The sequence below is a fragment of the Pseudoxanthomonas sp. CF125 genome (genome assembly GCF_900104085.1).
Taxonomy (GTDB): domain Bacteria; phylum Pseudomonadota; class Gammaproteobacteria; order Xanthomonadales; family Xanthomonadaceae; genus Pseudoxanthomonas_A.
Map to the genome: position 1 here is coordinate 663719 of NZ_FNLD01000002.1, position 24910 is coordinate 688628.

The 24910-nt window shown below is 64.2% G+C and carries 21 protein-coding genes; 12 read left to right on the plus strand and 9 right to left on the minus strand.

Annotation, left to right across the window (positions count from 1 at the left end):
* Nucleotides 1-80: 80 nt before the first annotated feature.
* Nucleotides 81-995: a UDP-3-O-acyl-N-acetylglucosamine deacetylase gene (lpxC, locus tag BLR66_RS12495; protein WP_093286889.1), complete on the plus strand. Its 915-nt coding sequence runs from the start codon at nt 81-83 to the stop codon at nt 993-995.
* A gap of 144 nt (nt 996-1139) precedes the next feature.
* On the opposite strand, the gene BLR66_RS12500 is transcribed toward lpxC, so the two are convergent.
* Complete coding sequence (locus BLR66_RS12500; RefSeq protein ID WP_093286894.1) at nt 1140-1625, minus strand: DciA family protein; 486 nt, start codon at nt 1623-1625, stop codon at nt 1140-1142.
* Between the two features lie 47 nt (nt 1626-1672).
* On the opposite strand from BLR66_RS12500, the gene BLR66_RS12505 reads away from it, so the two are divergent.
* The 4 genes from BLR66_RS12505 to BLR66_RS12520 all read left to right on the plus strand — a co-directional run bounded on the left by BLR66_RS12505 (nt 1673) and on the right by BLR66_RS12520 (nt 7295).
* A complete protein-coding gene (locus BLR66_RS12505) occupies nt 1673-2584 on the plus strand; it encodes a M23 family metallopeptidase (protein WP_255402527.1) in 912 nt (303 codons plus the stop codon).
* 217 nt (nt 2585-2801) lie between these two features.
* Complete coding sequence (gene secA, locus BLR66_RS12510) at nt 2802-5534, plus strand: preprotein translocase subunit SecA (RefSeq protein WP_093286903.1); 2733 nt, start codon at nt 2802-2804, stop codon at nt 5532-5534.
* 161 nt (nt 5535-5695) lie between these two features.
* Nucleotides 5696-6658, plus strand: a complete 963-nt coding sequence (locus BLR66_RS12515; RefSeq protein ID WP_093286908.1) for a Nudix family hydrolase — start codon at nt 5696-5698, stop codon at nt 6656-6658.
* A gap of 160 nt (nt 6659-6818) precedes the next feature.
* Nucleotides 6819-7295: an REP-associated tyrosine transposase gene (locus tag BLR66_RS12520; RefSeq protein ID WP_093287884.1), complete on the plus strand. Its 477-nt coding sequence runs from the start codon at nt 6819-6821 to the stop codon at nt 7293-7295.
* A 75-nt stretch (nt 7296-7370) separates the two neighbouring features.
* Here BLR66_RS12520 and coaE read toward each other — a convergent pair whose 3' ends face one another.
* The 7 genes from coaE to BLR66_RS12555 all read right to left on the minus strand — a co-directional run bounded on the left by coaE (nt 7371) and on the right by BLR66_RS12555 (nt 16509).
* On the minus strand, nt 7371-7997 hold the full coding sequence (gene coaE, locus BLR66_RS12525) for a dephospho-CoA kinase (protein WP_093286913.1): 627 nt from the start codon (nt 7995-7997) through the stop codon (nt 7371-7373).
* Between the two features lie 114 nt (nt 7998-8111).
* Nucleotides 8112-8975 (minus strand): prepilin peptidase, encoded by an 864-nt coding sequence (locus tag BLR66_RS12530; protein WP_093286917.1) that lies wholly within the window; start codon nt 8973-8975, stop codon nt 8112-8114.
* Between the two features lie 9 nt (nt 8976-8984).
* On the minus strand, nt 8985-10244 hold the full coding sequence (locus tag BLR66_RS12535) for a type II secretion system F family protein (protein ID WP_093286922.1): 1260 nt from the start codon (nt 10242-10244) through the stop codon (nt 8985-8987).
* 226 nt (nt 10245-10470) lie between these two features.
* Nucleotides 10471-12210, minus strand: coding sequence for a type IV-A pilus assembly ATPase PilB (pilB, locus tag BLR66_RS12540; protein ID WP_093286926.1), 1740 nt, complete (start codon nt 12208-12210; stop codon nt 10471-10473).
* A 391-nt stretch (nt 12211-12601) separates the two neighbouring features.
* The gene (locus BLR66_RS12545; protein WP_093286931.1) at nt 12602-13030 is read right to left on the minus strand and encodes a pilin; all 429 of its coding nucleotides are present in this window, start codon (nt 13028-13030) and stop codon (nt 12602-12604) included.
* A gap of 319 nt (nt 13031-13349) precedes the next feature.
* Nucleotides 13350-14747: a sigma-54-dependent transcriptional regulator gene (locus tag BLR66_RS12550; RefSeq protein ID WP_093286935.1), complete on the minus strand. Its 1398-nt coding sequence runs from the start codon at nt 14745-14747 to the stop codon at nt 13350-13352.
* A 154-nt stretch (nt 14748-14901) separates the two neighbouring features.
* Nucleotides 14902-16509 (minus strand): sensor histidine kinase, encoded by a 1608-nt coding sequence (locus BLR66_RS12555; RefSeq protein WP_093286940.1) that lies wholly within the window; start codon nt 16507-16509, stop codon nt 14902-14904.
* A 209-nt stretch (nt 16510-16718) separates the two neighbouring features.
* Between BLR66_RS12555 and sucC the strand changes: the two genes are divergently transcribed.
* From sucC to BLR66_RS12575, 4 genes are all read left to right on the plus strand, one after another.
* Nucleotides 16719-17882, plus strand: coding sequence for an ADP-forming succinate--CoA ligase subunit beta (gene sucC, locus BLR66_RS12560; protein ID WP_093286944.1), 1164 nt, complete (start codon nt 16719-16721; stop codon nt 17880-17882).
* 129 nt (nt 17883-18011) lie between these two features.
* Nucleotides 18012-18887 (plus strand): succinate--CoA ligase subunit alpha, encoded by an 876-nt coding sequence (sucD, locus tag BLR66_RS12565; RefSeq protein WP_093286949.1) that lies wholly within the window; start codon nt 18012-18014, stop codon nt 18885-18887.
* A gap of 286 nt (nt 18888-19173) precedes the next feature.
* The gene (locus BLR66_RS12570; RefSeq protein WP_093286954.1) at nt 19174-19545 is read left to right on the plus strand and encodes an endonuclease domain-containing protein; all 372 of its coding nucleotides are present in this window, start codon (nt 19174-19176) and stop codon (nt 19543-19545) included.
* Entirely contained in the window at nt 19542-21173 is a 1632-nt protein-coding gene (locus BLR66_RS12575) for an NAD+ synthase (protein ID WP_093286957.1), read from the plus strand. The genes BLR66_RS12570 and BLR66_RS12575 overlap by 4 nt, the downstream gene beginning before the upstream one ends.
* A gap of 247 nt (nt 21174-21420) precedes the next feature.
* Here BLR66_RS12575 and BLR66_RS12580 read toward each other — a convergent pair whose 3' ends face one another.
* Complete coding sequence (locus tag BLR66_RS12580) at nt 21421-22308, minus strand: outer membrane protein assembly factor BamD (RefSeq protein WP_093286962.1); 888 nt, start codon at nt 22306-22308, stop codon at nt 21421-21423.
* 97 nt (nt 22309-22405) lie between these two features.
* On the opposite strand from BLR66_RS12580, the gene rluD reads away from it, so the two are divergent.
* The 3 genes from rluD to BLR66_RS12595 are packed head-to-tail and all read left to right on the plus strand — an operon-like array spanning nt 22406 to nt 24806.
* The gene (gene rluD, locus BLR66_RS12585; RefSeq protein ID WP_093287887.1) at nt 22406-23410 is read left to right on the plus strand and encodes a 23S rRNA pseudouridine(1911/1915/1917) synthase RluD; all 1005 of its coding nucleotides are present in this window, start codon (nt 22406-22408) and stop codon (nt 23408-23410) included.
* Nucleotides 23407-24252, plus strand: a complete 846-nt coding sequence (pgeF, locus tag BLR66_RS12590) for a peptidoglycan editing factor PgeF (RefSeq protein ID WP_093286966.1) — start codon at nt 23407-23409, stop codon at nt 24250-24252. Before rluD ends, pgeF begins: the two co-directional genes overlap by 4 nt.
* Entirely contained in the window at nt 24249-24806 is a 558-nt protein-coding gene (locus BLR66_RS12595; protein WP_255402533.1) for a DUF4166 domain-containing protein, read from the plus strand. Before pgeF ends, BLR66_RS12595 begins: the two co-directional genes overlap by 4 nt.
* The last annotated feature ends 104 nt before the right edge of the window (nt 24807-24910 follow it).

The window sequence follows — 24910 nt, forward strand, 5'->3', positions numbered from 1 at the left end:
GTACGATTCTTCCGTTAAGATTCAGGCACCTGCGTGCTAATCTCGCGGTCCGTTGAACCTCAGCCTCGCGTTCCCCCTCCATGACCCAGCAGCGCACCCTCAAGAATGTGATCCGCGCCACGGGCGTGGGGCTGCATAGCGGGGAAAAGGTCTACATGACCTTGCGTCCGGCTCCAGTGGACAACGGCATCGTGTTCCGCCGCGTGGACCTGGATCCGGTGGTGGAGATTCCCGCCAATGCCGAGCTGGTGAGCGAAACCACCCTGTGCACCGGCCTGAGCCGCGAAGGCGCCAAGGTCATGACCGTCGAACACCTGATGTCGGCGATGGCCGGCCTGGGCGTCGACAATGCATTCGTGGAGCTGTCCTCGGCCGAGCTGCCGATCATGGACGGTTCCGCCGGTCCCTTCGTGTTCCTGCTGCAGTCCGCCGGCGTAGTCGAACAGGACGCGCCCAAGCGCTTCCTGCGCATCAAGCATCCGGTGGAAGTGCGCGACGGCGACAAGATCGCGCGCTTCGTGCCGTACGACGGTTTCAAGGTCGGCTTCACCGTGCAGTTCGACCATCCCATGATTCCCGCCTCGCAATCGCGTGCGGAGATCGATTTCTCCACCGCCGCCTATACCAAGGAAGTCGCGCGCGCGCGCACCTTCGGTTTCATGCGCGACCTGGAATACATGCGCGAGCGCAACCTGGGCCTGGGCGGTTCGATGGACAACGCCATCGTGCTGGACGAGTTCCGTGTGCTCAACGACGACGGCCTGCGCTATGCCGACGAATTCGTGCGCCACAAGATCCTCGATGCGATCGGCGATTTGTACCTGGCCGGGCACCCCATCCTGGGCGCGTACGAGGGCTTCAAGTCGGGCCATGCGCTCAACAACAAGCTGGTGCGGGCCCTGATGGCCGAGCGTTCGGCCTGGGAAGAAGTGACCTTCGAAGCGGCGGCCAGCCCTGCCCCTGTGATTTACGGCAGCCCCGCGCTCGCCGTCTGAATCCCGTTTCCGGCGGATAGCCGGATTTGACCGGAACTGTGAACCCACGACGTTCCGCGGCCCTGGATTCACAATAATTTAACTATTCGATAACGAACGCATTGCCTTAGCTGGGTACCATGCTTCGGCCTGTGCGCGCCGGATTCAACGTTTGGCCCGGCCGCCCTGGTGTTCAGGAACGGGGTCCTTGCCCCCATCGAGTCCGGCGGAGTCCGGGTCGTCCAGGGATGCCAAGGCGGCTTTGAGCGCATTGCGCGAAGCTTCCGACATGGGTTTGACCGCAAGTCCGGCACGCTGAGGCCGCTGGAAAGGCGCAGTCGTAGTTTTCGCAACCACTTCGGTGGCTGCAAACCCGATGGATCGGGCCAAGTTGATCAATTCGGGTGCGGCAAGTCGCAATTTGGCGTGCCACACAGGGGAATCGACAATAAAAACGAGTTTTCCGCCGGTCACGTTCCCCAGTTTGCAGTGTGGGGCCAGGGCAGGCGGCAGACAGGGGCGAAGTTGCTGTTCCAGCGCGTCGAGCCAGATGGCCCTGCGCACCGGGTCGGTGGCGGCATCCGACATCGCAGCCTGCAAAGCGGGCTGTGGGGATGAAGCACGACGCGGTTGGGACTTCGAATCAGACATCGGTATCTATGACCTTTCAAACCATCGTAAACAATTCACGCGCCGGCATGGCCCATCTCTTGGCCAGCAAGTCCCATCAAGCCCGTGTATTCATGTATTCCCGCCCGCTCGCCAGTGTCGGCATTCTGCTCGCTGCCGGCCTTTTGCTGGGTTTCGGCGGCCGCAGCGTCGCCGGCATGGCCCAGGTTTCGCTGCTGCAGGCCAAGGCCGACAAGCAGCAGGCCGAGCTTGAACAGGTCCGCCGCGGCGCCCAGCAGGAAGTCAACGCCATGGCCGCGCGCCTGGGCGAACTGCAGGCCCAGGCCAACCGTCTGAATGCGCTGGGCGAACGCCTGACCCGGGTCGGCCAGCTGCAGGACGGCGAATTCGACTTCGACAAACCGGTGGGCGTGGGCGGTAACGACCAGAGCTTCGACATGGAGCCCCGGGCGCTGAACGCTGGGGTGACCCAGCTGGAGCGCCAGTTCGCCGCCTCCGGCAAGCAGCTGTCGGTGCTGGAAGCGCTGCTGTTCAACCGCGAGCTGGACAAGAACGCCACCCCCTCGCGCATGCCGATCGCCAACAGCTACATCACCTCCGGTTTCGGCGGCCGCGCCGATCCATTGGGCGGCGGCAGCCAGTATCACAAGGGCATCGATTTCGAGGCCGATGTGGGCGACCCCGTGCTGAGCGTGGCCGACGGCGTGGTCAGCTTCGCCGGCGTCAAGAGCGGCTACGGCAACGTGGTCGACGTGGACCATGGCAATGGCTACGTGACCCGCTACGCGCACAACTCGCGGCTGGTGGTGCGGGTGGGCGATCTGGTGCGGGTAGGCCAGGAGATCGCCAAGGCCGGCTCCACGGGCCGTTCCACCGGCGCGCACGTGCATTTCGAGGTGTGGGAGAACGGCAACGTGGTCAATCCGCGCAAGTTCCTGGGCGAAGGCCCGACCCCGGTAGGGCAGGTCAAGCGCGGCTGAATGTAGGTCGGGGCTACGCCCCCGACACACGGGTACTTCCGGTTCATACGCGTCGGGGACGTAGCCCCGACCTACTTGATTCACCAAGTCCCGCCCCAAGCTACAATGGTGTGTTGCCAACAGGGCGCATTGCGCCCTGTTTCGTTTTGGGCGGCAGGAAGCGGGCTCGGAGAGCCGCCGACTGCGCCCGACGCTCCTTTCAACTCCGGTTCCCTACATGATCAACAGCCTGCTCACCCGTGTCTTCGGTAGTCGCAACGAACGCCTGCTCAAGCAACTCCAACGTAGCGTCACCAAGATCAATGCGCTGGAGCCGGAGCTGGAGAAGCTCTCCGACGAAGCGCTAAAGGCCAAGACCCCCGAGTTCCAGAAGCGCATCGCCGACGGCGAAGCGCTGGACAAGATCCTGCCCGAAGCCTTCGCCGTCTGCCGCGAAGCTTCGCGCCGCGTGCTGGGCATGCGCCATTACGACGTGCAGCTGATCGGCGGCATGGTGCTGCACCTGGGCAAGATCGCCGAGATGCGCACCGGCGAAGGCAAGACCCTGGTCGCCACCCTGCCGGTGTACTTGAACGCACTGGAAGGCAAGGGCGTCCACGTCATCACCGTCAACGACTACCTGGCCCGCCGCGACGCGGCCTGGATGGGCAAGCTGTACGGCTGGCTGGGCCTGACCGTGGGCGTGGTGTATCCGGGCATGCCGCACGGCGACAAGCGCGAAGCGTACGCGGCCGACATCACCTACGGCACCAACAACGAATTCGGCTTCGACTACCTGCGCGACAACATGGCCATGTCGCGCGAAGACCGCTACCAGCGCGGCCTGCACTACGCCATCGTCGACGAAGTGGACTCGATCCTGATCGACGAAGCGCGCACCCCGCTGATCATCTCCGGCCCGGCCGACGAATCGCCGGAGCTCTACATCCGCGTCAACCGTATCGTGCCCAAGCTGGTCAAGCAGGAAACCGAGGAAGGCGAAGGCGACTTCTGGGTCGACGAGAAGGGCAAGCAGGTGCACCTGTCCGAGGCGGGCATGCAGCACGCAGAGGAGCTGCTGCGCGAAGCCGGCATCCTGGCCAGCGACGACGACAGCCTGTACGGCGCCAACAACCTCAGCGTGGTCCACCACCTCAACGCGGCCATGCGCGCCAACGCCATCTACCAGCGCGACGTGGATTACATCGTGCGCGACGGCGAGGTAGTGATCGTCGACGAATTCACCGGCCGCACGCTCACCGGCCGCCGCTGGTCCGACGGCCTGCATCAGGCGGTCGAAGCGAAAGAAGGCGTGCCGGTCCAGCGCGAGAACCAGACCCTGGCCAGCATCACCTTCCAGAATCTGTTCCGCATGTACAAGAAGCTGTCCGGCATGACCGGCACGGCCGACACCGAAGCCTACGAATTCCAGAGCATCTACGGCCTGGAAGTCATCGTTATACCGACCAACCGCCCGACCGTGCGCAAGGACTCGCCCGACCAGGTGTTCCTCAACCGCAACGGCAAGTTCAACGCGGTACTGGCCGACATCCAGGATTGCTACGCGCGCGGCCAGCCGGCGCTGGTGGGCACCACTTCCATCGAGACCTCCGAGCTGCTGTCCGAGCACCTGCGCAAGGCCGGCGTGCCGCACGAGGTGCTCAACGCCAAGCAGCACGAGCGCGAAGCGCACATCGTGGCCCAGGCCGGCCGTCCCAAGGCCATCACCATCGCCACCAACATGGCAGGCCGCGGTACCGACATCGTGCTGGGCGGTTCGCTGGAAGCCGAATACGAAGCGCTGCCCGAAGACGCTACCGATCTTGATCGCGTCCGCATCAAGCGCGAGTGGCAGAAGCGCCACGACGAAGTGAAGGCCGCCGGCGGCCTGCACATCGTCGGTACCGAACGCCACGAATCGCGCCGCATCGACAATCAGCTGCGCGGCCGTTCCGGCCGCCAGGGCGATCCGGGTTCCTCGCGTTTCTACCTGTCGCTCGAAGACAACCTGATGCGCATCTTCGCCAGCGACTGGGTGCAGAAAGCGATGAAGCTGATCGGCATGAAGGAAGACGACGTCATCGAGGACCGTCTGGTCAGCCGTCAGATCGAGAAGGCGCAGCGCAAGGTGGAAGCGCACAACTTCGACATCCGCAAGAACCTGCTGGATTTCGACGACGTCAACAACGACCAGCGCAAGGTGATCTACAACCAGCGCGATGAGCTGCTGGACGCCGACTCGGTGAAGGAAAACATCGAAGGCATCCGCATGGACGTGGTCGAGGACATGGTCGCCAAATTCGTGCCGCCCAATTCGGTGGACGAGCAGTGGGACCTGCAGGGCCTGGAGCAGGAACTGGCGGTGGAAGCCGGCCTGAACCTTCCGGTCACCCGCTGGCCGCAGGAAACCGAGGAACTGGACGCCGAACGCATCGCCCAGCGCGTGCAGGAAGCCATGGCCGCTCACTTCGACGAGAAGGAAGCGCAGCTGGGCGCGGAAACCATGCGCTCGCTCGAGAAGCACATCATGCTGACCGTGCTCGACAAGAGCTGGAAGGAGCATCTGGCCAGCATGGATTACCTGCGCCAGGGCATCCACCTGCGCGGCTACGCGCAGAAGCAGCCGAAGCAGGAGTACAAGAAGGAAGCGTTCGAGCTGTTCTCCGAGATGCTGGAGAAGGTCAAGCGCGAAGTGGTCACCATCCTGGCGCGCGTGCGCATCCGCAGCGAAGAGGAAGTGGCCGCGCTTGAGGCCGAGGAGCGCCGCGTGGCGGCGGCCCGTGCGCAGCAGCTGCAGTTCCAGCACCAGGAAGCGGGCGGCTACAGCGCCGATGAGGAAGCGGCCGATGTCGAAGCCGCGCAGCTGGGCTTCTCGCCGGTCACCCGCGACGGCCCCAAGGTCGGCCGCAACGATCCTTGCCCGTGCGGCAGCGGCAAGAAGTTCAAGCACTGCCACGGGCAGTTGAGCTGACCCGCGCCGCGCGTGCGGATGCTTTTGTAGGAGCTGCGTAAGCTGCGACCGCGGCAACGACGGAGGGGCTGGCTGGACCGGAGATATTCCGGTCGCAGCTTACGCAGCTCCTACCGAGCTGCATTTGCGTTCGGCGCACGATTCCCGGCAAGCTCCGGGCCATGCCTTCTTCCTTGCGCTTCATCCACGTCGCCGCCGCGGCCATCACCGACGTGCGCGGCCGCATCCTGCTGGCGCGCCGTACCGACGGCCGCGATCTGGCCGGCCTGTGGGAGTTCCCGGGCGGCAAGTGCGAGCCGGGCGAATCGCCGGAGCACGCGCTGATCCGCGAATTGCAGGAAGAGCTGGGTATCACCGTGCAGGTCGGCCCGCCGCTGATGAGCGTTCCGCAGCAATACCCCGACAAGCGCCTGCGCCTGGACGTACGCCAGGTGACGGCGTGGCAAGGAATCCCGCGCGGTGTCGAGGGCCAGGCGCTGGCCTGGGTGGCGCCGGAAAAACTGACGCGCTACCCCATGCCACCCGCCGACCGGCCGGTGGTCGCCGCGTTGCTGCAACCGGATCGCTACCTGGTCACGCCCGAGCCTGGCGATGACGATGCCGCCTGGCTCGCCTCTCTTTCCGCGGCGCTCGCCGCCGGCATCCGGCGCGTGCAGTTGCGCGCGCGATCGATCGACTCGCAGGCCCGCTGGCGAAATCTGGCCGAAGCCGCGGCGGCTCTGTGCCACAAGGCCGGCGCCGAAGCGCTGGTCAACGGCGATATCGAGCTTGCACAGCAACTGGGCATTGGCGTGCACCTGCGTTCCAGTCAACTGGGCGGCCTCTCTTCGCGGCCCCTTCCTGGAAACCTGACCGTCGCCGCGTCCTGTCACGACCCCGAAGCGCTGCAGCTCGCCCAGACGCTGGACTGCGATTTCGCCGTACTCGGCAGCGTGCTGCCGACCGCGACCCATCCGGAGGCGAGCCCTATGGGCTGGGAAGGCTTCGCCCGACTCCGCGAGTCGGTCTCGTTGCCGATCTACGCCATCGGCGGCCTCTCGCCCGCCGACATCCCCGAAGCCCGCCAACACGGCGCCCAAGGCATCGCCGCCATCCGCGCCCTCTGGCCGCCGTCGCTCCTGTAGGAGCTGCGTAAGCTGCGAACAGAAACCATCAGCCGCACCGAAGCTTGGTCAGCGGGAAATCTACGGTCGCAGCTTACGCAGCTCCTACGGGAACTTCTTACCTCTCAGCGAGCAGGAAGCCGATGGTTTTGGGTTGCCGGCGCAATCCATTCTTGGCTTCATGAGTACTTTATCCAGCAAGGGACAGGGACATGCTGCTCTTAGACGCGGACGTGTGTCGTTACCCGGACAGATTTATCTGGTTACTTTCACCACTCGGCACAGGGACCCGTTGTTCGTGGAGGAAGCCATAGCAAGGACTGCATCTGGGGCGTTCACCGACCCGCATGCATGGAAGTGCTCGCGCTTGCTGGCTTGGGTGCTAATGCCCGATCACTGGCATGGTCTGATCGAGTTGGGTGAAGAAGAAAGCCTGTCCGGCTTAGTTTGCCGGCTCAAGGCAAACACAGCTCGTTGTATCCGGCGTGAAATCTGCGGCGGCACGGGTGCGTTGTGGGCGCGCGGATTCCACGACCGTGCATTGCGTCGTGAAGACGACATCCTGCATGCAGCCAGGTATGTGGTGATGAATCCAATCCGTGCCGGTCTGGTCGAACGGCTAGGCGACTACCCGTACTGGAACGCAATCTGGCTGTAGGAGCTGCGTAAGCTGCGACCATGATGATGGCAAGGCACGGAAATCTGGCACAGGGGGAGGGTTTCCGGTCGCAGCTTACGCAGCTCCTACAGCGGCACGCGATAGCGCGCGGTAGCGGGCGTCCAGTTCATCGACGGCTGCGCTCAGGTGCGAGAGGTCGCCATCGTTGACCACGATATCGTCGGCGATGGCCAGCCGCTGCGCGCGGGTGGCTTGGGCGGCGATCATCTTTTCGGCCAGGACATCGTCGATGCCGTCGCGCTGCATCAGGCGCGCTTTCTGGGTGGCGGGCAGGGCGTCCACCACCAGGATGCGGTCCAGCCACGGATAGGCGTCGCGGCCGCCGCCTTCGGTGAGCAGCGGGATCGCGGCGACGGCATACGCGCTGGCGGCCGCACGGCATTGCTCGAGCAGCCGCGCACGGATGATCGGGTGCAGGATCGCTTCCAGTGCGCGCCGCGCCGGCTCGTTGTCGAACACCAGGGCGCGCAAGCCCGCGCGGTCCAGCTGTCCATCCATCGTCAGCACCGATGTACCGAAATGCGCCGCGACGGCGTCCAGTGCCGGTTGGCCCGGTTCCACGATCTGGCGGGCGATCAGGTCGGCGTCGGCGACGAATATGCCGCGCGCGACGAATTCCCGCTCCAACGCGCTTTTGCCCGAGGCGATGCCGCCGGTGAGTCCGATGAAATAATCGCTCATGCCTTCATGCTCGTAGGAGCTGCGTAAGCTGCGACCGCAATGATGGCACGACACGGAAATCCCGGTTCAGACGGAGGGTTTTCGGTCGCAGCTTACGCAGCTCCTACAGAAGGCTCAGGCCAGGCCGGAGAACTTCATGTAGGCGTCGACCATCTGCTTACCCCAGAAGAAGACGATCCAGCCGGCGATGGCCAGGTACGGACCGAAGGGTATGGGCGTGGCGCGGTCGCGGCCTTTGACGGCCAGCCATATCGAGCCGATCACGGCGCCCACCACGGAGGACAGCAGGATGATGGGCAGGATGCCAGTCAGGCCCACCCAGGCGCCCAGCGCGGCCAGCAGTTTGAAGTCGCCGTGACCCATGCCTTCCTTGCCGGTCAGTTGCTTGAACAGCCACCACACCGTCCACAGCGACACGTAGCCGGCGATGGCGCCCAGCACCGCCGGCTTGGCCGGCATGTACAGGTTGTCCAGGCTGGCGATCAGTCCCAGCCACATCAAGGGTAAGGTCAACTGGTCGGGCAGCAGTTGGGTTCGCAGGTCTATACCGGACAGCGCGACCAGGAAGCAGCTCAGCAGGATGGCGCCGAAGCCCTGCCAGCCGAAACCGAAATGCCAGACCGAAACCAGGGCCAGGATCGCGGTCAGCAGTTCGACCGCCGGGTACTGGGCCGAGATCGGCGCATGGCAATGGCGGCACTTGCCGCGCAGCGCCAGCCAGCTGAACACCGGGATGTTCTCGTACCAGGAGAGCTTGTGTTTGCAGTGCGGGCAGTGGGAAGGCTCGATCACGATGCCCGGCGGCGGCGGGTCGTAGATCTCGGGCTGCTCCAGGATCTCTGTCGCGTCGCGCTTCCACTGCCATTCGAGCCGCCGCGGCAACCGCAGGATCACCACGTTGAGGAAGCTGCCCACCAACAGGCCCAAACCGGCCGCAAGGGGATACCCCAGTGCGGGGTTCTGGTCTAGGAATGCCATCCGGGAATATTAAATCGTCGCGGCCAGCTTGAAGATGGGCAGGTACATGCCGATGACCATGCCGCCGACCAGGACGCCGATGAAGACCATGATGAACGGCTCGATCAGGCTGGCCAACGCGTCCACGGCGTTGTTCACTTCCATCTCGTAGTACTCGGCCACCTTGAACAGCATCGCGTCCAGCGCACCGGCCTCTTCGCCGATGGCGGTCATCTGGATGACCATGTGCGGGAATAGGTTGGTCTGCTTCAAGGACATGTTGACGGGATAGCCTACTGCTACGTCATCGCGGACGCGAAGCACCGCCTTCTCATAAACAGTGTTGCCAGTAGCGCCCGCAACGGTGTCAAGGGCCTCCACCAGGGGTACACCCGCCTTGAACGTCACGGCCAAAGTGCGGGCGAAGCGTGCGATGGCGGAGTTGTGCATGATTTGGCCGATGATCGGCACTTTCAGGATAAGACGATCAAGGAAATGCTGGAAGGCAAGCGACCGTTTTTTGAAATACAGAAACGCAAAGATCGCACCGACTATCACGATCAGGAACGCCCACCACCACGACACCATGAACTTGGACGCAGCCACGATCATCTTGGTGAAAGCGGGCAGGTCGGCACCGAAGTTCTTGAACACTTCCTCGAACTGCGGCACCACAAAAATCAAAAGAATGGCGCTGACGAGTATCGCCACCGCCATGACCATGATCGGATAGAACATGGCTTTCTTGATCTTGCCCTTGAGCGCCTCAAGGTTCTCCTTGTAGCTGGCGATCGTATCCAGCACGGTTTCCAACACACCCGCGCTCTCGCCCGCACGAACCAGGTTCCGGTACAGCTCATCGAACTGCACGGGATGCTTGGCCACCGCTTCGGACAAGGAAGAGCCGCCTTCCACATCCGTGCGTATCTGGCCCACCATCTTCTTCATGCGTGCGTTCTTGTGCCCCTCGCCGATGATCTCCAGCGATTGCACGATAGGCACGCCCGACTTCATCATGGTCGCCATCTGACGACTGAAGAAAGCGATGTCCTTGGGCGTTATGGTTTTCCCGGCCTGCCCGAACAAAGGCTTGGGCTTCGGCTTGACCACCGTGGGTGTGATGCCCAGGCGGCGCAATTCGGCGCGGAGCAGGTTCATGCTCTTCGACTGCTGCTCGCCTTTCATCTTGATGCCGCGCTTGTCGTTTCCTTCCCAGACAAACGTGACCATCTGAGAGGTATTGCGGGCGACGGGCTCGATTTTCTTCGCGGCGCTACGTGTCACAGCCATTCTGGTATCCCCTAGGCCGGCATCCCCACACCGGCGGTCATGCCCCGCATGTTAGCCGTTTCCCGGCATCAGCGGTATTTGCCACTGTGACGCGCTGCCGGGTTTCGCAATAACCCCGTAGGAGCTGCGTAAGCTGCGACCGAAAACCCTCCGATTACCCCAGGCTATCCATCCCGTTCATTGTCGTGATCGCAGCTTACGCAGCTCCTACGGGGGGCAGGGGCCGTCAATCCTTGGTGACGCGGTTGATCTCGGCCAGGCCGGTCACACCGTGGCGCACCTTCAGCAGGGCCGATTGGCGCAGGTCGCGGACGCCGGCCCGCTGGGCGGCCTCGGCGATCTGCATGGCGTTGCCGCCCTCCAGCACGATGGCCGAGATCTCGTCGCTCATCGGCATGACCTGGTAGAGGCCGGTCCGGCCCTTGTAGCCTTCGGTGCATTCTTCGCAGCCGACGGGTTCGTAGACGGTAATGCCTTCATCGATCTCGGCCTGCGTGAACCCCTCGGCCAGCAACGCGTGATGCGGCAGATCCATGGGTCGTTTGCACTTGTTGCACAGCCGGCGCGCCAGGCGCTGGGCGATGACCAGGGTAACCGAGCTGGTGATGTTGTAGGGCGCGATGCCCATGTTCATCAAGCGGGCGATGGTCTGCGGCGCATCGTTGGTGTGCAGGGTGGACAAGACCATGTGGCCGGTCTGGGCGGCCTTGACCGCGATCTCGGCGGTTTCCAGGTCGCGGATTTCGCCGACCATGATGATGTCCGGGTCCTGGCGCAGGAAGCTGCGCAGGGCGGCGGCGAAGGTCATGCCGCGCTTGGTGTTCTGCTGCACCTGGTTGACGCCCGGCAGACGGATTTCCACCGGGTCTTCTACGGTCGAGATGTTGCGTTGTTCGTCGTTGAGGATGCCCAGCGCGGTATACAGCGACACCGTCTTGCCGGAACCGGTCGGGCCGGTCACCAGCACCATGCCGTAGGGGCGCTGGATGGCGTCTTCGAACAGCTTCTGCTGGTCCGGTTCGTAGCCCAGTTTCTCGATGCCCAGCTTGGCGGCGCTGCCGTCCAGGATACGCAAGACGACTTTCTCGCCGAACAAGGTCGGCAGGGTGCTCACGCGGAAGTCGACCTGCTTGGTCTTGCTCAGGTTCAACTTCATGCGGCCGTCCTGTGGCACGCGCTTTTCAGCGATGTCCAACTGCGCCATGACCTTCAGGCGCGCGGTAATGCGCATGTTCAACTTGACCGGGGCCTTAGCCACTTGCTTGAGGATGCCGTCAATGCGCTGGCGCACGCGGTAGTCGGCCTCATAGGGTTCGAAATGGATGTCCGAAGCGCCGCGTTTGATGGCATCCACCAGCATCTTGTTGACGAACTTGACGACCGGGGTGTCGTCTTCCTTGCTGCCTGTTGCAGCGTCCGAGGAGGAGTTGTCGTCGTCGCCGCTGGTGATATCCAGCGATTCCAGGCCGTCGTCGTCGCTGCCGAACGCGTTGCTCAGGTTGTCGGTCAGGTTGGACCATTGTTCCAGGGCGCGGCGGAGCGAATCTTCGTCCACCAGGATGGGTTCCACCACCAGGTTGGTGTGGAACTTGATCTCGTCTAGCGAATGGGTGCGGGTCGGATCGGATACGCCGACGAACAGACGATTACCGCGCTTGAACAAGGGCAGGACTTGATGCTTCTGTACCAGCTCGTCGCTGACCAGCTTGAGCGCATTGTGGGCTGGGTCAAAGGCCGACACGTCCAGTAAAGGCATGCCGAACTCTATGGCGTTAGCTGCCGCCATCTGAGGCGCGCTTACCAGCTTCTTTTCCGTTATCCATTGAGCCAGTGGCAATTTGGACTCGGCGGCGTTGGCCATGGCTGCACGCGCGTTGGTTTCGTCCATTGCCCCGTCCATTACCAGACGGCGAGCGATGCCGGTGATTCCGACTAGGTTGACGTTAGTGGCGGCGACGGCATTCATTGAGCATTTCCTAGGTTAGGCATGTGCCCGGAAGAGTGTTGCAAGAACTGGGCCAGCTTGGATTTTAACGTACACCCAAGGATCATCCGCGGCGATGATCAGTGCTGCCGACCAGAGGCAGAAAGTGGCCTGAGTGCGTGTCGCGTCTCGCAGTGTTGAGGCCACTGGCGCGGATGTCCATGATGTAAATCCGAGTGGTTGTGGCTGCTAGTTCAGCGGAAGTTCGCGGGGACGATTATCGGCTCTATAAAGATGACGCCCTGGCGCGTTGCGTCCGTGCTCCAATCCGCCCTTGGCGGCTCGATCCCTGGCTAGATAACACACAGCAACAATGCCTAAAAAAGAAACCCCGCCGAAGCGGGGTTTCCGGTATTGCTGTTGCGAGTTCGTATCAGCGGCAGGTAGCCGGCACGTACTTTTCAGGCAGAGTGGTGGTGCAGGTCCAGGTGCCCACACGACCGGTAGCGATTTCGGCAGCGGTGGTCGGAGTCAGGACGATATTGCCGCCGCCAGTAATGCCGGTGGTACCCGCATTGACCGCAACCGTGATTACACCGGCAGCGACACCGAGCGAGGTCACGTACTGACTGGCCTCGTTGCTGCAACCGGAATCGGCCAGAGTTGCGGGCACAGCGTTTTGGGAGGCCACGTAATCAGCGATCGAGGTCTTGCAAGCACCGGCAGCGACAATCGCTTCAGAAACCTTCGAACGCTTCAGGAAGTCCTGGTAAGCCGGCAGAGCGATGGCCGCCAGGATGGCGATGATGGCGACAACGATCATCAATTCGATGAGGGTGAAGCCCTGCATGTTCTTCTTCATGGATAAATCCCCTTGGTAAGGTTTGGCTTGATTGATATGGGACACAAGCCCCGTGTCCCATAAGTTTGGTATGGACCGTGGGCGCCGTGGTGAAACGTGCCACGTGCTCGGGGAATGTCGCAGGAAACGTGCCAATCGAAGGTTCTGACCGCTGGCACATCCAAAAAGAGCCGCCGGTTCCGTTCTCCCCCGGAACAAGCTTCCAATACCCTGACGAAGTGACTTTCTGCGTCAGTTAGTGACCTTGAGGGTCGGTTTTGCTGGCCGGTAACAGGCCATTTTCGACGACGGTCACATTCTCCGATGCGATCCGCCGGTCTTATTCCATCCCCAGTTTTTTCAATTTGTAGCGCAGCGCCCGAAACGTGATGCCCAGCTGCGCCGCAGCCTTGGTCTTGTTCCAGCGATTGTCTTCCAGCGCCTTCTGGATGGCCGCTCGCTCCAGCTGCTCTATATAAGAAGGCAGCGCGCCCGCCCCCGGATCGATGCCGGCCAGCGGCGCCTCGTCGGCCAGCGCCGGCACCTCGACAGGCGCGCCGCGCCCGCCATGACCATTGCCCTGCGGCAGATGCAGGTCGGCGGCATCGATCTGGTCGCCATCGGCCATGGCCATGGCGCGCTCCAGGATGTTCTCCAGTTCGCGCACGTTGCCCGGGAAGCTGTAGGCCGCCAGGGCGCCGATGGCTGCGGCGGTCGGCTGCGGAGCGTTGCGGCCGTGCGAGTTGGCCAGGCGCGCCAGAATGGCCGAAGTCAGTTGCGGCAGATCGCCGGTGCGTTCGCGCAGGGGCGGCACGCGCAGTTCGATCACATTGATGCGGTAATAAAGGTCGTGGCGGAAACGGCCGTCGTTGGCCAGGTCGCCCAGGTCCTTGTGGGTAGCGGACAGAATGCGCACATCGACCGCGACTTCCTGCGAAGCGCCGACCGCGCGTACTGCCTTCTCCTGGATCGCGCGCAGCAGTTTGACCTGCATGGGCAGCGGCAGCTCGGCGACTTCGTCCAGGAACAGGGTGCCGCCATTGGCGGCCTGGAACAAACCGGTCTTGTCGGCATGGGCGCCGGTGAAGCTGCCCTTCTTGTGGCCGAAGAACTCGCTTTCCATCAGCTCGGCCGGAATGGCGCCGCAGTTGACCGGAACGAAAGGACCCGCCGCGCGGGCGCCCTGTTCGTGGATGGTGCGGGCGACCAGCTCCTTGCCCACGCCGGATTCGCCCAGGATGTAGACCGGCGCCTGGCTGCGGGCCACCTTGGCGATGGTGTCGCGGAGCGTGCCCATGGGCGCCGAATTGCCGAGCAGGCGGCTGGCCTGTTCCGGCGGGGGCGGGGGGGCCGGGGCACGCTCGGTGTTATTGAGTTCCAGCGCATGCTTGACCAGGCCGCGCAGCACGCTGATATCCACCGGCTTGCTGACGAAATCGAACGCGCCGGCCTTCAGTGCCTCCACCGCCAGCTCGACATTGCCGAAGGCGGTGATCATGGCGACCGGCGTGCGGGGATACAGGCGGCTGATGTCGCCGACCAGCTCGATACCGTTGCCGTCGGGCAGGTTCATGTCGGTGAAGCAGAGATCGTAGGTGTTGCGGGACAGGTGCTCGCGCGCTTCGCCCAGGTTGGCGGCCGTGTCGATGCGCAGACCCATGCGGCCCAGGGTCAAAGTCAACAACTCGCGGATATCGCGCTCGTCGTCGACGATCAGGGCGCTGCGGTTTTCGCTCATTCGGGTCCCTCACAATCCCCTGTGCAAGAAGTGTAACTGTTCAGCGCCGTTGTAGGAGCTGCGTAAGCTGCGACCATTGCAATGGGGCTGGTGGGCCTTATACCGCAGGACCGAAGACCACGGTCGCAGCTTACGCAGCTCCTACAAGGGCGGGTCATGCGGGCAGCAACGAATGCGGGCCGGGCAGGGTGACGCGGAAGCAGCTGCCGCCGCCGGGCACCGCCACGTATTCCAGCGAGGCCTGATTGGCGCGGCACAGTTCGCGGGCGATATACAGGCCCAGCCCGGTGCCGTGCTCGGAGGTGGTGAAGAACGGGCGGAACAGCTGCGCGGCCACGGCTTCGGGGATGCCGGGGCCGCGATCCAGCACATCGATCATCGGACGGTTGTCCGCCTGGAACACCCTCAGCCGCACGCGCGCCGGTTCGCCGGGCAGGCGGCCGTAGTTCAGGGCGTTGTGCACCAGCACGGTCAGGATCTGCTGCAGGTGGCGCAGGTCCACCAGGGCGGGCACTGCGCGCGCGCCGATCACCGTCTCCAGGCTGTCGGTCTCGATGGACATGTTCTGCTGGTATTCGTCGACGAAACGGCGCACGTAGCCGTTGAGGTCCACATGCTCCGGGCTGGCGCGTTCGCGGCGGGCCAGGCCCAGCACGCTTTCCACGATGCCGTTGGTGCGCTGGCACTGCTGGTGGATGATCTGCAGCAGGCGGCGGTCGCCGTCGATGATGCTCTTGGATTCCTCCAGCAGCTGCACCGCGTAATTGATCGCGGCCAGCGGGTTGCGGATCTCGTGGGCCAGGCTGGCCGAGAACCGGCCCAGCGCGCTCAAGGTCAGCGACTCGGCCCGCCGCGACACCACGCTGGCATCGTCCAGGAATACCAGCGACAGCTCGCTGCCAGCCAAAAGGCGGGCGAAGCGCGGCTGCACTTCGGTCTGGTCGGGCGAAAGCTGCAGGGGGGTCTCGTCGTTCTGCCAGCCGTTGCGCCATTGCTGCAGGCGGCGGGCCAGTTCCGGGGCGACTTGCGGCAGATGGATGCCGTGGCCGTCGTTCTCGCCTTCGCTGCCGTCGCCCAGCAGCAGGGAAGCGGCTTCGTTGGCCAGTTTGATGCGGTTATCGGCGTCCACCACCAGCACTCCGGTGCGCATGCGGCGGATGATCAGCTCGTTGACCTCGAACAGATTGGCCACTTCCAGGCCGCGCTGGTCGGCCAGGGCCTCGCTGGAACGGGTGCGCTGGCCGGCCCGGCTGGCCAGGTAGCCCACCGCCAGGTAGCTGATGGCGAACATGATGAGTTCGGCCACGGGCCGTTCGACATTGTCCAGGCTCCACACGAATTCGATCAACATGACCACTGGCGCCAATACCGTGACTGCCATTCCCCAGCGGAAGGAGAGCAGCAGCGCAGCGGCCGCCACGTTGAACAGCAGCAGCATTGCGACGCCGGCGGTGGCCTGGGGCAAGGCATGGGTAATCAGCGCCGCCACCACGATATCCACGCAAGCGCCGGTCAGCACCAGAGAAGTCAGCCAGCGCGTCTTGCGCCCGAACAGCATCATCAGGACGGCGAAGACCAGATAGAAAGCCGTGACCACGGTCCCCAGCATCGGGGCCTCGGATTCTCCCAGCATCCCGGAAAGAGGACTGAACAGCAGCCCGGCCAGGATGCCGGCTTCCAGCACCCGGTACAGGGTGAAGAAATAGAGTTCGCGCGCAGGCGCGGATTCCAGGTGGGAGATGATCGAAGGGCGCTGCGTCAAGCGGGGGATTCCCGACGGCGAAGGCCACAGTATAGGGAGTGCGTGGCGGTCCGGAACCAGGGCCTATTCCCAATGCTGGCCCTGGCCTAAGCCGAAGGTCGGTTTTGCACCGCAGCACGGGGTGGAGGACAATGGGCGGCCCATCGGCGCCCTCCGGCCAGCCCGGACCCCGCGCGCGGTGCGTTCTGTTCCTCCAAATACGGTGACGCATGAACTTTCACGAATACCAGGCGAAGCAGTTGTTTGCCGAATACGGCATTGCGGTGCCGGCCGGGCGCATCGCGCGCACGCCGGAAGAAGCGGTAGAGGCCGCAAAAGCCATTCCCGGCGACCTTTGGGTGGTCAAGGCCCAGATCCATGCCGGCGGCCGCGGCAAGGCCGGCGGCGTCAAGCTGGCCAAGAACCTGGACGAAGTGAAGCAGTACGCCGCGGCGATGCTGGGCACCCGGATGGAGACCTACCAGTCCGGCGGCGTGGCCCTGCCCATCGACACCGTGCTGATTTCCGAAGGCACCGATATCGCCAAGGAGCTGTACCTGTCGGTGCTGGTGGACCGCGCCAGCCAGGCCATCACCTTCATCACCTCCAGCGAAGGCGGGGTGGATATCGAGACCGTCGCCCGCGAAACCCCGGAGAAGATCCAGACCCTGGACGTCAACTTCGTGCAGGGCCTGCAGCCCTACCAGACCCGCGAAGTGGGCTTCGCCCTGGGCCTGGACGCCAAGCAGGTCAACCAGCTGAGCAAGATCATGCTGGGCCTGTACAAGCTGTTCAACGAGAAGGACCTGGCCCTGGTCGAACTGAATCCGCTGGCCATCCTCACCAACGGCAACCTGGCCGTGCTCGACGGCAAGGTCAACTCCGACGACAACGCCTCCTTCCGCCACGCCGACCTGGTGGCCATGCGCGACAAGTCGCAGGAAGACGAGACCGAAGTGCTGGCCAGCGAGAACGACCTCAACTACGTGACCATGGACGGCAACATCGGCTGCATGGTCAACGGCGCGGGTCTGGCCATGGCCACCATGGACGTAATCAAGCTCAGCGGCGGCGAGCCGGCCAACTTCCTGGACGTGGGCGGCGGCGCCACCAAGGAGCGCGTGACCACCGCGTTCAAGCTGATCCTGTCCAGCGACAAGGTCAAGGCGATCTTCGTCAACATCTTCGGCGGCATCGTCCGCTGCGACATGATCGCCGAAGGCATCATCGCCGCGGTCAAGGACGTGGGCGTCAAGGTGCCGGTGATCGTGCGCCTGGAAGGCACCAACGTGGAAGCGGGCAAGGCGCTGCTGCGCGATTCGGGCCTGGCCATCATCACCGCCGACGACATCAACGACGGCGCCAAGAAGGCCGTTGCTGCCGTCGCCGCCTGACCTAACTTACCTGTAGGAGCGGCGTGAGCCGCGACCATGGATTCCAGGGCCTACGGATAATTCCGTGATCGTCGATGGTTTCCGGTCGCAGCTTGCGCAGCTCCTACAAAGAGCCAAAGGATTTTCAATATGAGCGTTTTGGTCAACAAGAACACCAAGGTCATCGTGCAGGGCTTCACCGGCCAGCAGGGCACCTTCCACGCCACCCAGATGGTCGAATACGGCACCCAGGTCGTGGGCGGCGTGACCCCGGGCAAGGGCGGCACCACCCATATCGAACTGCCGGTGTTCAACACCGTGCGTGAAGCGGTCGCCTCCACCGGCGCCGACGCGTCGGTGATCTACGTGCCGCCGCCGTTCGCCGCAGACGCCATCCTGGAAGCGGCCGACGCCGGCATCCGCGTGATCGTCTGCATCACCGAAGGCATCCCGGTGCTGGACATGCTGCGGGTCAAGAACACGTTGAAAGGCTATCCGAACACCACCCTGATCGGCCCCAACTGCCCCGGCATCATCACCCCGGGCGAGTGCAAGATCGGCATCATGCCGGGCCACATCCACCTGCCGGGCAAGATCGGCATCGTCTCGCGCTCGGGCACCTTGACCTATGAAGCGGTCAAGCAGACCACCGACGTGGGCCTGGGCCAGAGCACCTGCATCGGCATCGGCGGCGACCCGATCAACGGCGTCAACTTCGTCGATGCGCTGAAGCTGTTCAACGAAGACCCGCAGACCGAAGGCATCATCATGGTCGGCGAGATCGGCGGTTCGGCCGAAGAAGAAGGCGCCGAATACATCGCCAAATACGTCAAGAAGCCTGTGGTCGGTTTCATCGCCGGCGCCTCGGCCCCGGCCGGCAAGCGCATGGGCCATGCCGGTGCCATCGCGTCGGGCGGCAAGGGTACGGCAGAGGGCAAGTTCGCGGCGATGGAAGCGGCGGGCGTGGTCACGGTGCGTTCGCCGGGGGATCTGGGTGCGGCGATCGCGAAGCTGGTGAAGAAGTAAGTTTCATCGCTAAAGTTTGCAGCAGAAGGCCGCTTTGTGCGGCCTTTTGTTTGTCTGGTGCAAAAGCGCCCTCATCCGCCCTTCGGGCACCTTCTCCCGCAGGCGGGAGAAGGGTTGCTATCTGGTTTGCAGCGAACGTTCGGATTGGGTCGGGGGCGTCGTCACCAAAACGAAGAACCCCTCTCCCGCCTGCGGGAGAGGGGCAGGGGTGAGGGCGCGGCATTTCCTTACATCCCTGGCTCTCTCTTGTCCGTAATCTGTAGTCCGGCCACACCGGAGCGCAAGGATGCGCGAACGACAGAAGACCCGTTTTGCAAGGCAACTCCGCCGCCAGATGACCGACGCTGAGGCGTCACTCTGGTATCACCTGCGTAATCGAGCACTACTGGGTTGCAAATTCCGCCGCCAGCATCCCATTGGCCCCTACATCGTCGATTTCGCCTGTGTCGAACGGAAGCTGGTGATCGAACTGGATGGCAGCCAGCATGCCGACAGTGCCAGCGATTCCGCACGGACAAGCTGGATCCAGGCAAACGGTTACCGCGTCCTCCGTTTCTGGAACAATGACGCCTTGCGCCAACAGCAGGTGGTACTAGCCGTGATCCTCGAAGCTCTAGAAAGTGCGGGACCGATTGCGAGCAACGGGTCAGCACCATGACCCTCCGCATCGCCCTCGCCCAGTTCGATTTCCCCGTCGGCGCGGTCGCCCAGAACGCCGAACGCATCTCGGCGATGATTGCCGAGGCGCGAGATGCGCATGGCGCCGATCTGGTGCTGTTTCCCGAGCTGGCGATCAGCGGCTACCCGCCGGAAGACTTGCTGATGCGCCCCGGTTTCTTGCGCGACTGCGAAGCCGCCCTGCAGCGAGTCGCCGCTTCGGTACAGGGAATCGTCGCCGTGGTCGGCTGGCCGCAGTCGGCGGGCAGCGTGGTCTACAACGCGGCCAGCGTGTTGCGCGATGGCGGGGTGGAAACCACCTACCGCAAGCGCGAGCTGCCCAACTACGCGGTGTTCGACGAACGCCGTTATTTCGATGTCGATCCCGATGGCGGCGCCTGCGTGTTCGAAGTAGCCGGGGTGCCGGTCGGGTTGGTGATCTGCGAGGACCTGTGGTTCGCCGAGCCGCTGGGCGAAACCCGCGATGCCGGCGCGCAGCTGGTGATGGTGCCCAACGCTTCGCCCTTCGAGCGCGACAAGCATGCCCAGCGCGATGCTCTGCTGGCGCAGCGGGTCAGCGAAACCGGTGTGGCGCTGGCTTATCTCAACGTAGTGGGTGGGCAGGATGCGCTGGTGTTCGACGGTGCTTCAGTACTGGCCGACGGCGACGGACTGGTGCATTCGGCGGCGCGTGCGTTCGAGGACCACTGGCTGATCGCCGACTACGACGCGGATACGCGCAAGTTCACTCCGCTGGAATGGCCATGCGAAGCGGACGAAAGCCGCGACGGGCTGGCCTGGCGCGCCGTGGTGCGCGGCACGCGCGACTATTGCGCCAAGAACGGGTTCTCGAAAGTATGGCTGGGGCTTTCCGGCGGCATCGATTCGGCGTTGGTGCTGGCGATCGCGGTCGACGCACTGGGTGCGGACAACGTCACCGCAGTGCGGCTGCCTTCGCGCTATACGGCCGATCTTTCCAACGACCTGGCCGCCGAACAATGCGCGACGATGGGCGTGAGGCTGGAGACGATTCCGATAGAGGCGCCGTTCAAGGGTTTCATCGAGGCCCTGGGGCCTGTTTTCGCGGGCCGCCAGGCCGACACCGCCGAAGAGAACCTGCAATCGCGCAGCCGCGGCGTGATCATGATGGCGCTGTCCAACAAGCTGGGCGGACTGCTGCTGACCACCGGCAACAAAAGCGAATACGCGGTCGGCTACGCCACCATCTACGGCGACATGTGCGGCGGCTATGCGCCGATCAAGGATCTGTACAAGACCGAGGTGTTCGCGCTGGCGCGCTGGCGCAACACCGTCGGCGGCGCGCCTGTGATCCCCGAAGCGGTCATCGCCCGTCCGCCTTCGGCCGAGCTGCGCGAAAACCAGACCGACCAGGATTCCCTGCCGCCCTACGACGTGCTGGATGCGATCCTGCTGCGCTATGTGGACCAGGAGCAGTCGCGGGACGAGATCGTCGCGGCCGGATTCGACGCGGACGTGGTGGACCGGATGCTGCGGCTGGTGCGCATCAACGAATGGAAACGCCACCAGGCCGCGCCGGGACCGAAGGTGTCGCGGCGCGCATTCGGACGCGAGCGGCGGTATCCGATAAGCAACAAGTATTCGGGATGAGGGTTTTTTCCTTCTCCCACTGGCGCCCGCAGGGTGTGCAAGGCTGAGAAGGTCCCCGAAGAGCTTGCCCCGTACTTGATACGGGGGCGGATGAGGGAATGCGTTATCAGTTCGCAATCGACTTCACGCAGGCCGGAATTCTCCTTCCCTCATCCGGCGCTTCGCGCCACCCCGTATCAAGTACGGGGCAGGCTCTTCTCCCGATGGAGAAGGGAGCAAAAGAAAGGGGCCTTGCGGCCCCTTCTCTTCAATCCTTCTTCTTCATATCCACCGCTGATTTCTCCCCGGCGAACGGGTTGAGTTTGCGGATCGGGGAAGGGTAGTCCGGCCAGTCGCCGCTCAGCCAGGGATGCTGCGGGTCGTTCTGCTGCAGCACGCGGCGGGCGTCGGCGGCCAGGGTTTCGTTGCCCAGGTGCGTATAGGCCTCGCCCAGCACGGCGACGGCGTCGTTCTGGAATTCGCTCTGCGGGTAGGTTTCCAGCAGGAACTTCGCGCGGGCGGCGGCCGATACCCAGGCGTCGCGGCGCAGGTAGTACAGCGCGGTGTCCAGCTCGTGGCGCGCGAACAGGTTGCGCAGCGCGATCATGCGCTGGCGCGCATCGGCGGCATAGCGGCTGTTCGGGTAGCGCTCGGCCAGCAGGTTGAAGTCGTTGTAGCCCTGCAACGGCGTGGCCAGGTCGCGGCGGCTGGGATCCAGCTTCCACACCTTCTGCAGGAACACCGTGTCGCGCCCCGAGTTGGCCAGGCCGCGCAGGTAGTACATGTAGGGAACGTTGCGCTGGGTCGGGTAGGTGCGGATGAAGCGGTCGATGGTGGAAACCGTGTCGTCCATCTTGCCGGCCTTGTACTGGGCGTAGGCCGTTTCCATCAGCGCCTGCTCGGTGTAAGGACCGTACGGATACTGGGCGATCAGCTGGCGGAAGGTGATTTCGGCCCGGTCCCAGTTGCCGCCAACCATGGAGGCGTGCGCCTTCTCGTAGATTTCCTCGACCGGCTTTCCTTCGACGGAATCCTTGTTCTTCTTGAAGAACTTGCCGCAGCCGGTACCGGTGAAGGCCACCACCAGCATCAGGGCGACGATGCGCAGGAAAGCGGGGCGGGCGGCGGGGGAACGGGTCGTGGGGCGCTGGGTCATGGGCTGGCGGAGGCCGCGGCAGGGAATTCGGAACGGCGATGATAGCCTAGGCGCTGCCCAAGCCATGAACGTGCGGCCAACGTGCCGCCTGCAAAGCATGACCGAACCCACCCAGATAGACCTCCCGGACGATTCGTCCGACGACACCACCCTGCGCACCGCCGTGGTCCCCGGCAGCGCCGCGGGCCGCCGTTTCGACGCGGTGCTGGCCGAACTCTTCCCCGAATACTCGCGTACCCGGCTCTCCGAGTGGATCAAGTCCGGGGACGCCCGCCTGGACGGCGAAATCGTGCGCGGGCGCGATTCGGTGCGCGGCGGCGAGACCGCCAGCCTGGGCGTGGTGCTGGACACCCAGACCCATGCGCTGCCCGAGGACATCCCGCTCGAGGTGCTGTACGAGGACGCCGATGTATTGGTGCTCAACAAGCCCGCCGGGCTGGTGGTGCATCCGGGCGCGGGCAATCCCACCGGCACCCTGGTCAACGCGCTGCTGTTCCGCGACCCGTCGCTGTCGCTGGTGCCGCGCGCCGGCATCGTCCACCGCCTGGACAAGGACACCAGCGGAGTGATGGTGGTGGCGCGCAATCTGCCGGCGCACACCGCCTTGGTCGAACAGCTCTCCTCTCGCGAAGTGCATCGCCAATATCTGGCCATCGTGGTTGGTTCGATGGTCTCCGGCGGCACGGTCAACGCGCCGATCGACCGCCATTCGCGCGACCGCATCCGCATGTCGGTGCGCGAGGAGGGCCGCGACGCGGTCACCCACTACCGCCTGCGCGAGCGTTTCCGCGCGCACACCGCGCTGGAATGCCGTTTGGAAACCGGCCGCACGCATCAGATCCGCGTGCACATGACCCACCTCAAATACCCCATCGTCGGCGATCCGCTGTACGGCGGTCCGTTGAAACTTCCCAAGCATGCGACCGAAGAACTCATCGCCGCCTTGCGCGGATTCAAGCGCCAAGCGCTGCATGCGGAAATTCTGGAGTTCAAGCATCCCGCCACCGGCGAACCGCTGCGCGTGTCGGCGCCCGTGCCCGAGGACATGCTCAACCTGCTTGCCGCGCTGCGCGCCGACGGCGAGGCGCAGAAGCAGCGATGAACGCGGCGGTATGGGCGCAGTGGCCGGCGCCGTCGAACGTGCGCGCCTTCACTACGCTACGCCACGGTGCGGGGAATTCGCTGCCGCCGTTCGACCACTTCAACCTGGGCAACCGCACCGCTGCCGACGGGGACGATCCGTCGACGGTCGAGCGCAATCGTGTCGAGCTGGTCGAGCGCTTCGAACTGCCTTCCGTTCCGCATTGGCTGCGGCAGGTGCATGGGACTGAGGTACTGCGGTTTTTGGCCCCTCCCCCTGCGACGGCAGGAGGAGGTTGGGAGGGGGTGCTGTCAGCATCACGTGCACCTGACGCAACCCCTCCCCATCCCTCCCCTGCCGTCGCAGGGGAGGGGGTGGAACCCATCGCCGACGCCTCCGCTACCTCCACCCCTGGCGTAGTTCTGGCCATCCTCACCGCCGACTGCCTCCCCGTCGTGTTCGCCAACGAAGACGGCAGCGAAATCGGCGCCGCGCACGCGGGCTGGCGCGGCCTGGCCGCAGGTGTGCTGGAGAACACGGTCGCCGCGATGCGATCGCCGTCGGACAGGATCGTGGTCTGGCTGGGACCGGCCGCCGGACCGCAGGCCTACGAGATCGGCGCGGAAGTGTTCGACGCATTCGTTTCGCAAGACGAAAACGCAACCACCGCCTTCGTCGCCACGCGTCCGGGCCACTGGCGCGTCGATCTGTACGCACTCGCTCGTCTACGCCTGGCCAAGCTCGGCATTACCCGCGTTCACGGCGGCGATCTGTGCACCATCTCCGATCCGCAACGCTTCTTCTCCCATCGCCGCGATGCGAGAACCGGACGCATGGCCACGCTGGTGTGGATGCAGCCGTGAGCGCGGCCCTGTTCCAGCAGGTGCTGGGCGCGGAATTCGAAACCTTGCCGCCTGCGGTCAGGGCGCTGCATACGGCAAGCGGCCATCGCCGTTACCACGGACAGGTGGAAGTGGTGCGCGGCGGGAATCCGTTAGCGCGCCTGTTCGCCTGGGCCACGCGCCTGCCGCCTGCGGGCCGGGGTGAGGTAGAGGTGGAGATGGAGATGGACGCAAGTGGTGAAGACGAAAAGTGGACGCGCCATATCGGCGGTCACGCCATGCCCTCGCGCCTGTGGGAACGGGACGGATTGCTGTGCGAACAGCTGGGCCTGGCGCGTTTCGGATTCCGGCTGACGGTGGAGCAGGGCAGCATCGTCTGGCGGGTGCAGCGCATCACGGTGCTGGGCCTGCGCTTGCCCGCGCGCTGGTTTGCGCAGGTGCTGGCGCGCGAGTCCGAAGCCGACGGCCGCTATCTTTTCGACGTCGCCGCCGCGATGCCGATGATCGGCCTGCTGGTGCGTTACCGGGGTTGGCTACGCGTGGAGCAGGCCGCAATGCCAAGTAGGGCGACGTAGGAGCGACGTGAGTCGCGACTGAAACGGATGTCATTGGAAATGTAAATCCGTGGAATTCCTTCGCGACTTGCGTCGCTCCTACGCACGCCATACCAGCGCATCTC

What these genes read in the sequence shown, in the direction of transcription:
- lpxC (WP_093286889.1), top strand. Translation starts at nt 81, where the DNA reads ATGACCCAGCAGCGCACCCTCAAGAATGTGATCCGCGCCACGGGCGTG.
- BLR66_RS12500 (WP_093286894.1), bottom strand. Translation starts at nt 1,625, where the DNA reads ATGTCTGATTCGAAGTCCCAACCGCGTCGTGCTTCATCCCCACAGCCC.
- BLR66_RS12505 (WP_255402527.1), top strand. Translation starts at nt 1,673, where the DNA reads ATGGCCCATCTCTTGGCCAGCAAGTCCCATCAAGCCCGTGTATTCATG.
- secA (WP_093286903.1), top strand. Translation starts at nt 2,802, where the DNA reads ATGATCAACAGCCTGCTCACCCGTGTCTTCGGTAGTCGCAACGAACGC.
- BLR66_RS12515 (WP_093286908.1), top strand. Translation starts at nt 5,696, where the DNA reads ATGCCTTCTTCCTTGCGCTTCATCCACGTCGCCGCCGCGGCCATCACC.
- BLR66_RS12520 (WP_093287884.1), top strand. Translation starts at nt 6,819, where the DNA reads ATGAGTACTTTATCCAGCAAGGGACAGGGACATGCTGCTCTTAGACGC.
- coaE (WP_093286913.1), bottom strand. Translation starts at nt 7,997, where the DNA reads ATGAGCGATTATTTCATCGGACTCACCGGCGGCATCGCCTCGGGCAAA.
- BLR66_RS12530 (WP_093286917.1), bottom strand. Translation starts at nt 8,975, where the DNA reads ATGGCATTCCTAGACCAGAACCCCGCACTGGGGTATCCCCTTGCGGCC.
- BLR66_RS12535 (WP_093286922.1), bottom strand. Translation starts at nt 10,244, where the DNA reads ATGGCTGTGACACGTAGCGCCGCGAAGAAAATCGAGCCCGTCGCCCGC.
- pilB (WP_093286926.1), bottom strand. Translation starts at nt 12,210, where the DNA reads ATGAATGCCGTCGCCGCCACTAACGTCAACCTAGTCGGAATCACCGGC.
- BLR66_RS12545 (WP_093286931.1), bottom strand. Translation starts at nt 13,030, where the DNA reads ATGAAGAAGAACATGCAGGGCTTCACCCTCATCGAATTGATGATCGTT.
- BLR66_RS12550 (WP_093286935.1), bottom strand. Translation starts at nt 14,747, where the DNA reads ATGAGCGAAAACCGCAGCGCCCTGATCGTCGACGACGAGCGCGATATC.
- sucC (WP_093286944.1), top strand. Translation starts at nt 16,719, where the DNA reads ATGAACTTTCACGAATACCAGGCGAAGCAGTTGTTTGCCGAATACGGC.
- sucD (WP_093286949.1), top strand. Translation starts at nt 18,012, where the DNA reads ATGAGCGTTTTGGTCAACAAGAACACCAAGGTCATCGTGCAGGGCTTC.
- BLR66_RS12570 (WP_093286954.1), top strand. Translation starts at nt 19,174, where the DNA reads ATGCGCGAACGACAGAAGACCCGTTTTGCAAGGCAACTCCGCCGCCAG.
- BLR66_RS12575 (WP_093286957.1), top strand. Translation starts at nt 19,542, where the DNA reads ATGACCCTCCGCATCGCCCTCGCCCAGTTCGATTTCCCCGTCGGCGCG.
- BLR66_RS12580 (WP_093286962.1), bottom strand. Translation starts at nt 22,308, where the DNA reads ATGACCCAGCGCCCCACGACCCGTTCCCCCGCCGCCCGCCCCGCTTTC.
- rluD (WP_093287887.1), top strand. Translation starts at nt 22,406, where the DNA reads ATGACCGAACCCACCCAGATAGACCTCCCGGACGATTCGTCCGACGAC.
- pgeF (WP_093286966.1), top strand. Translation starts at nt 23,407, where the DNA reads ATGAACGCGGCGGTATGGGCGCAGTGGCCGGCGCCGTCGAACGTGCGC.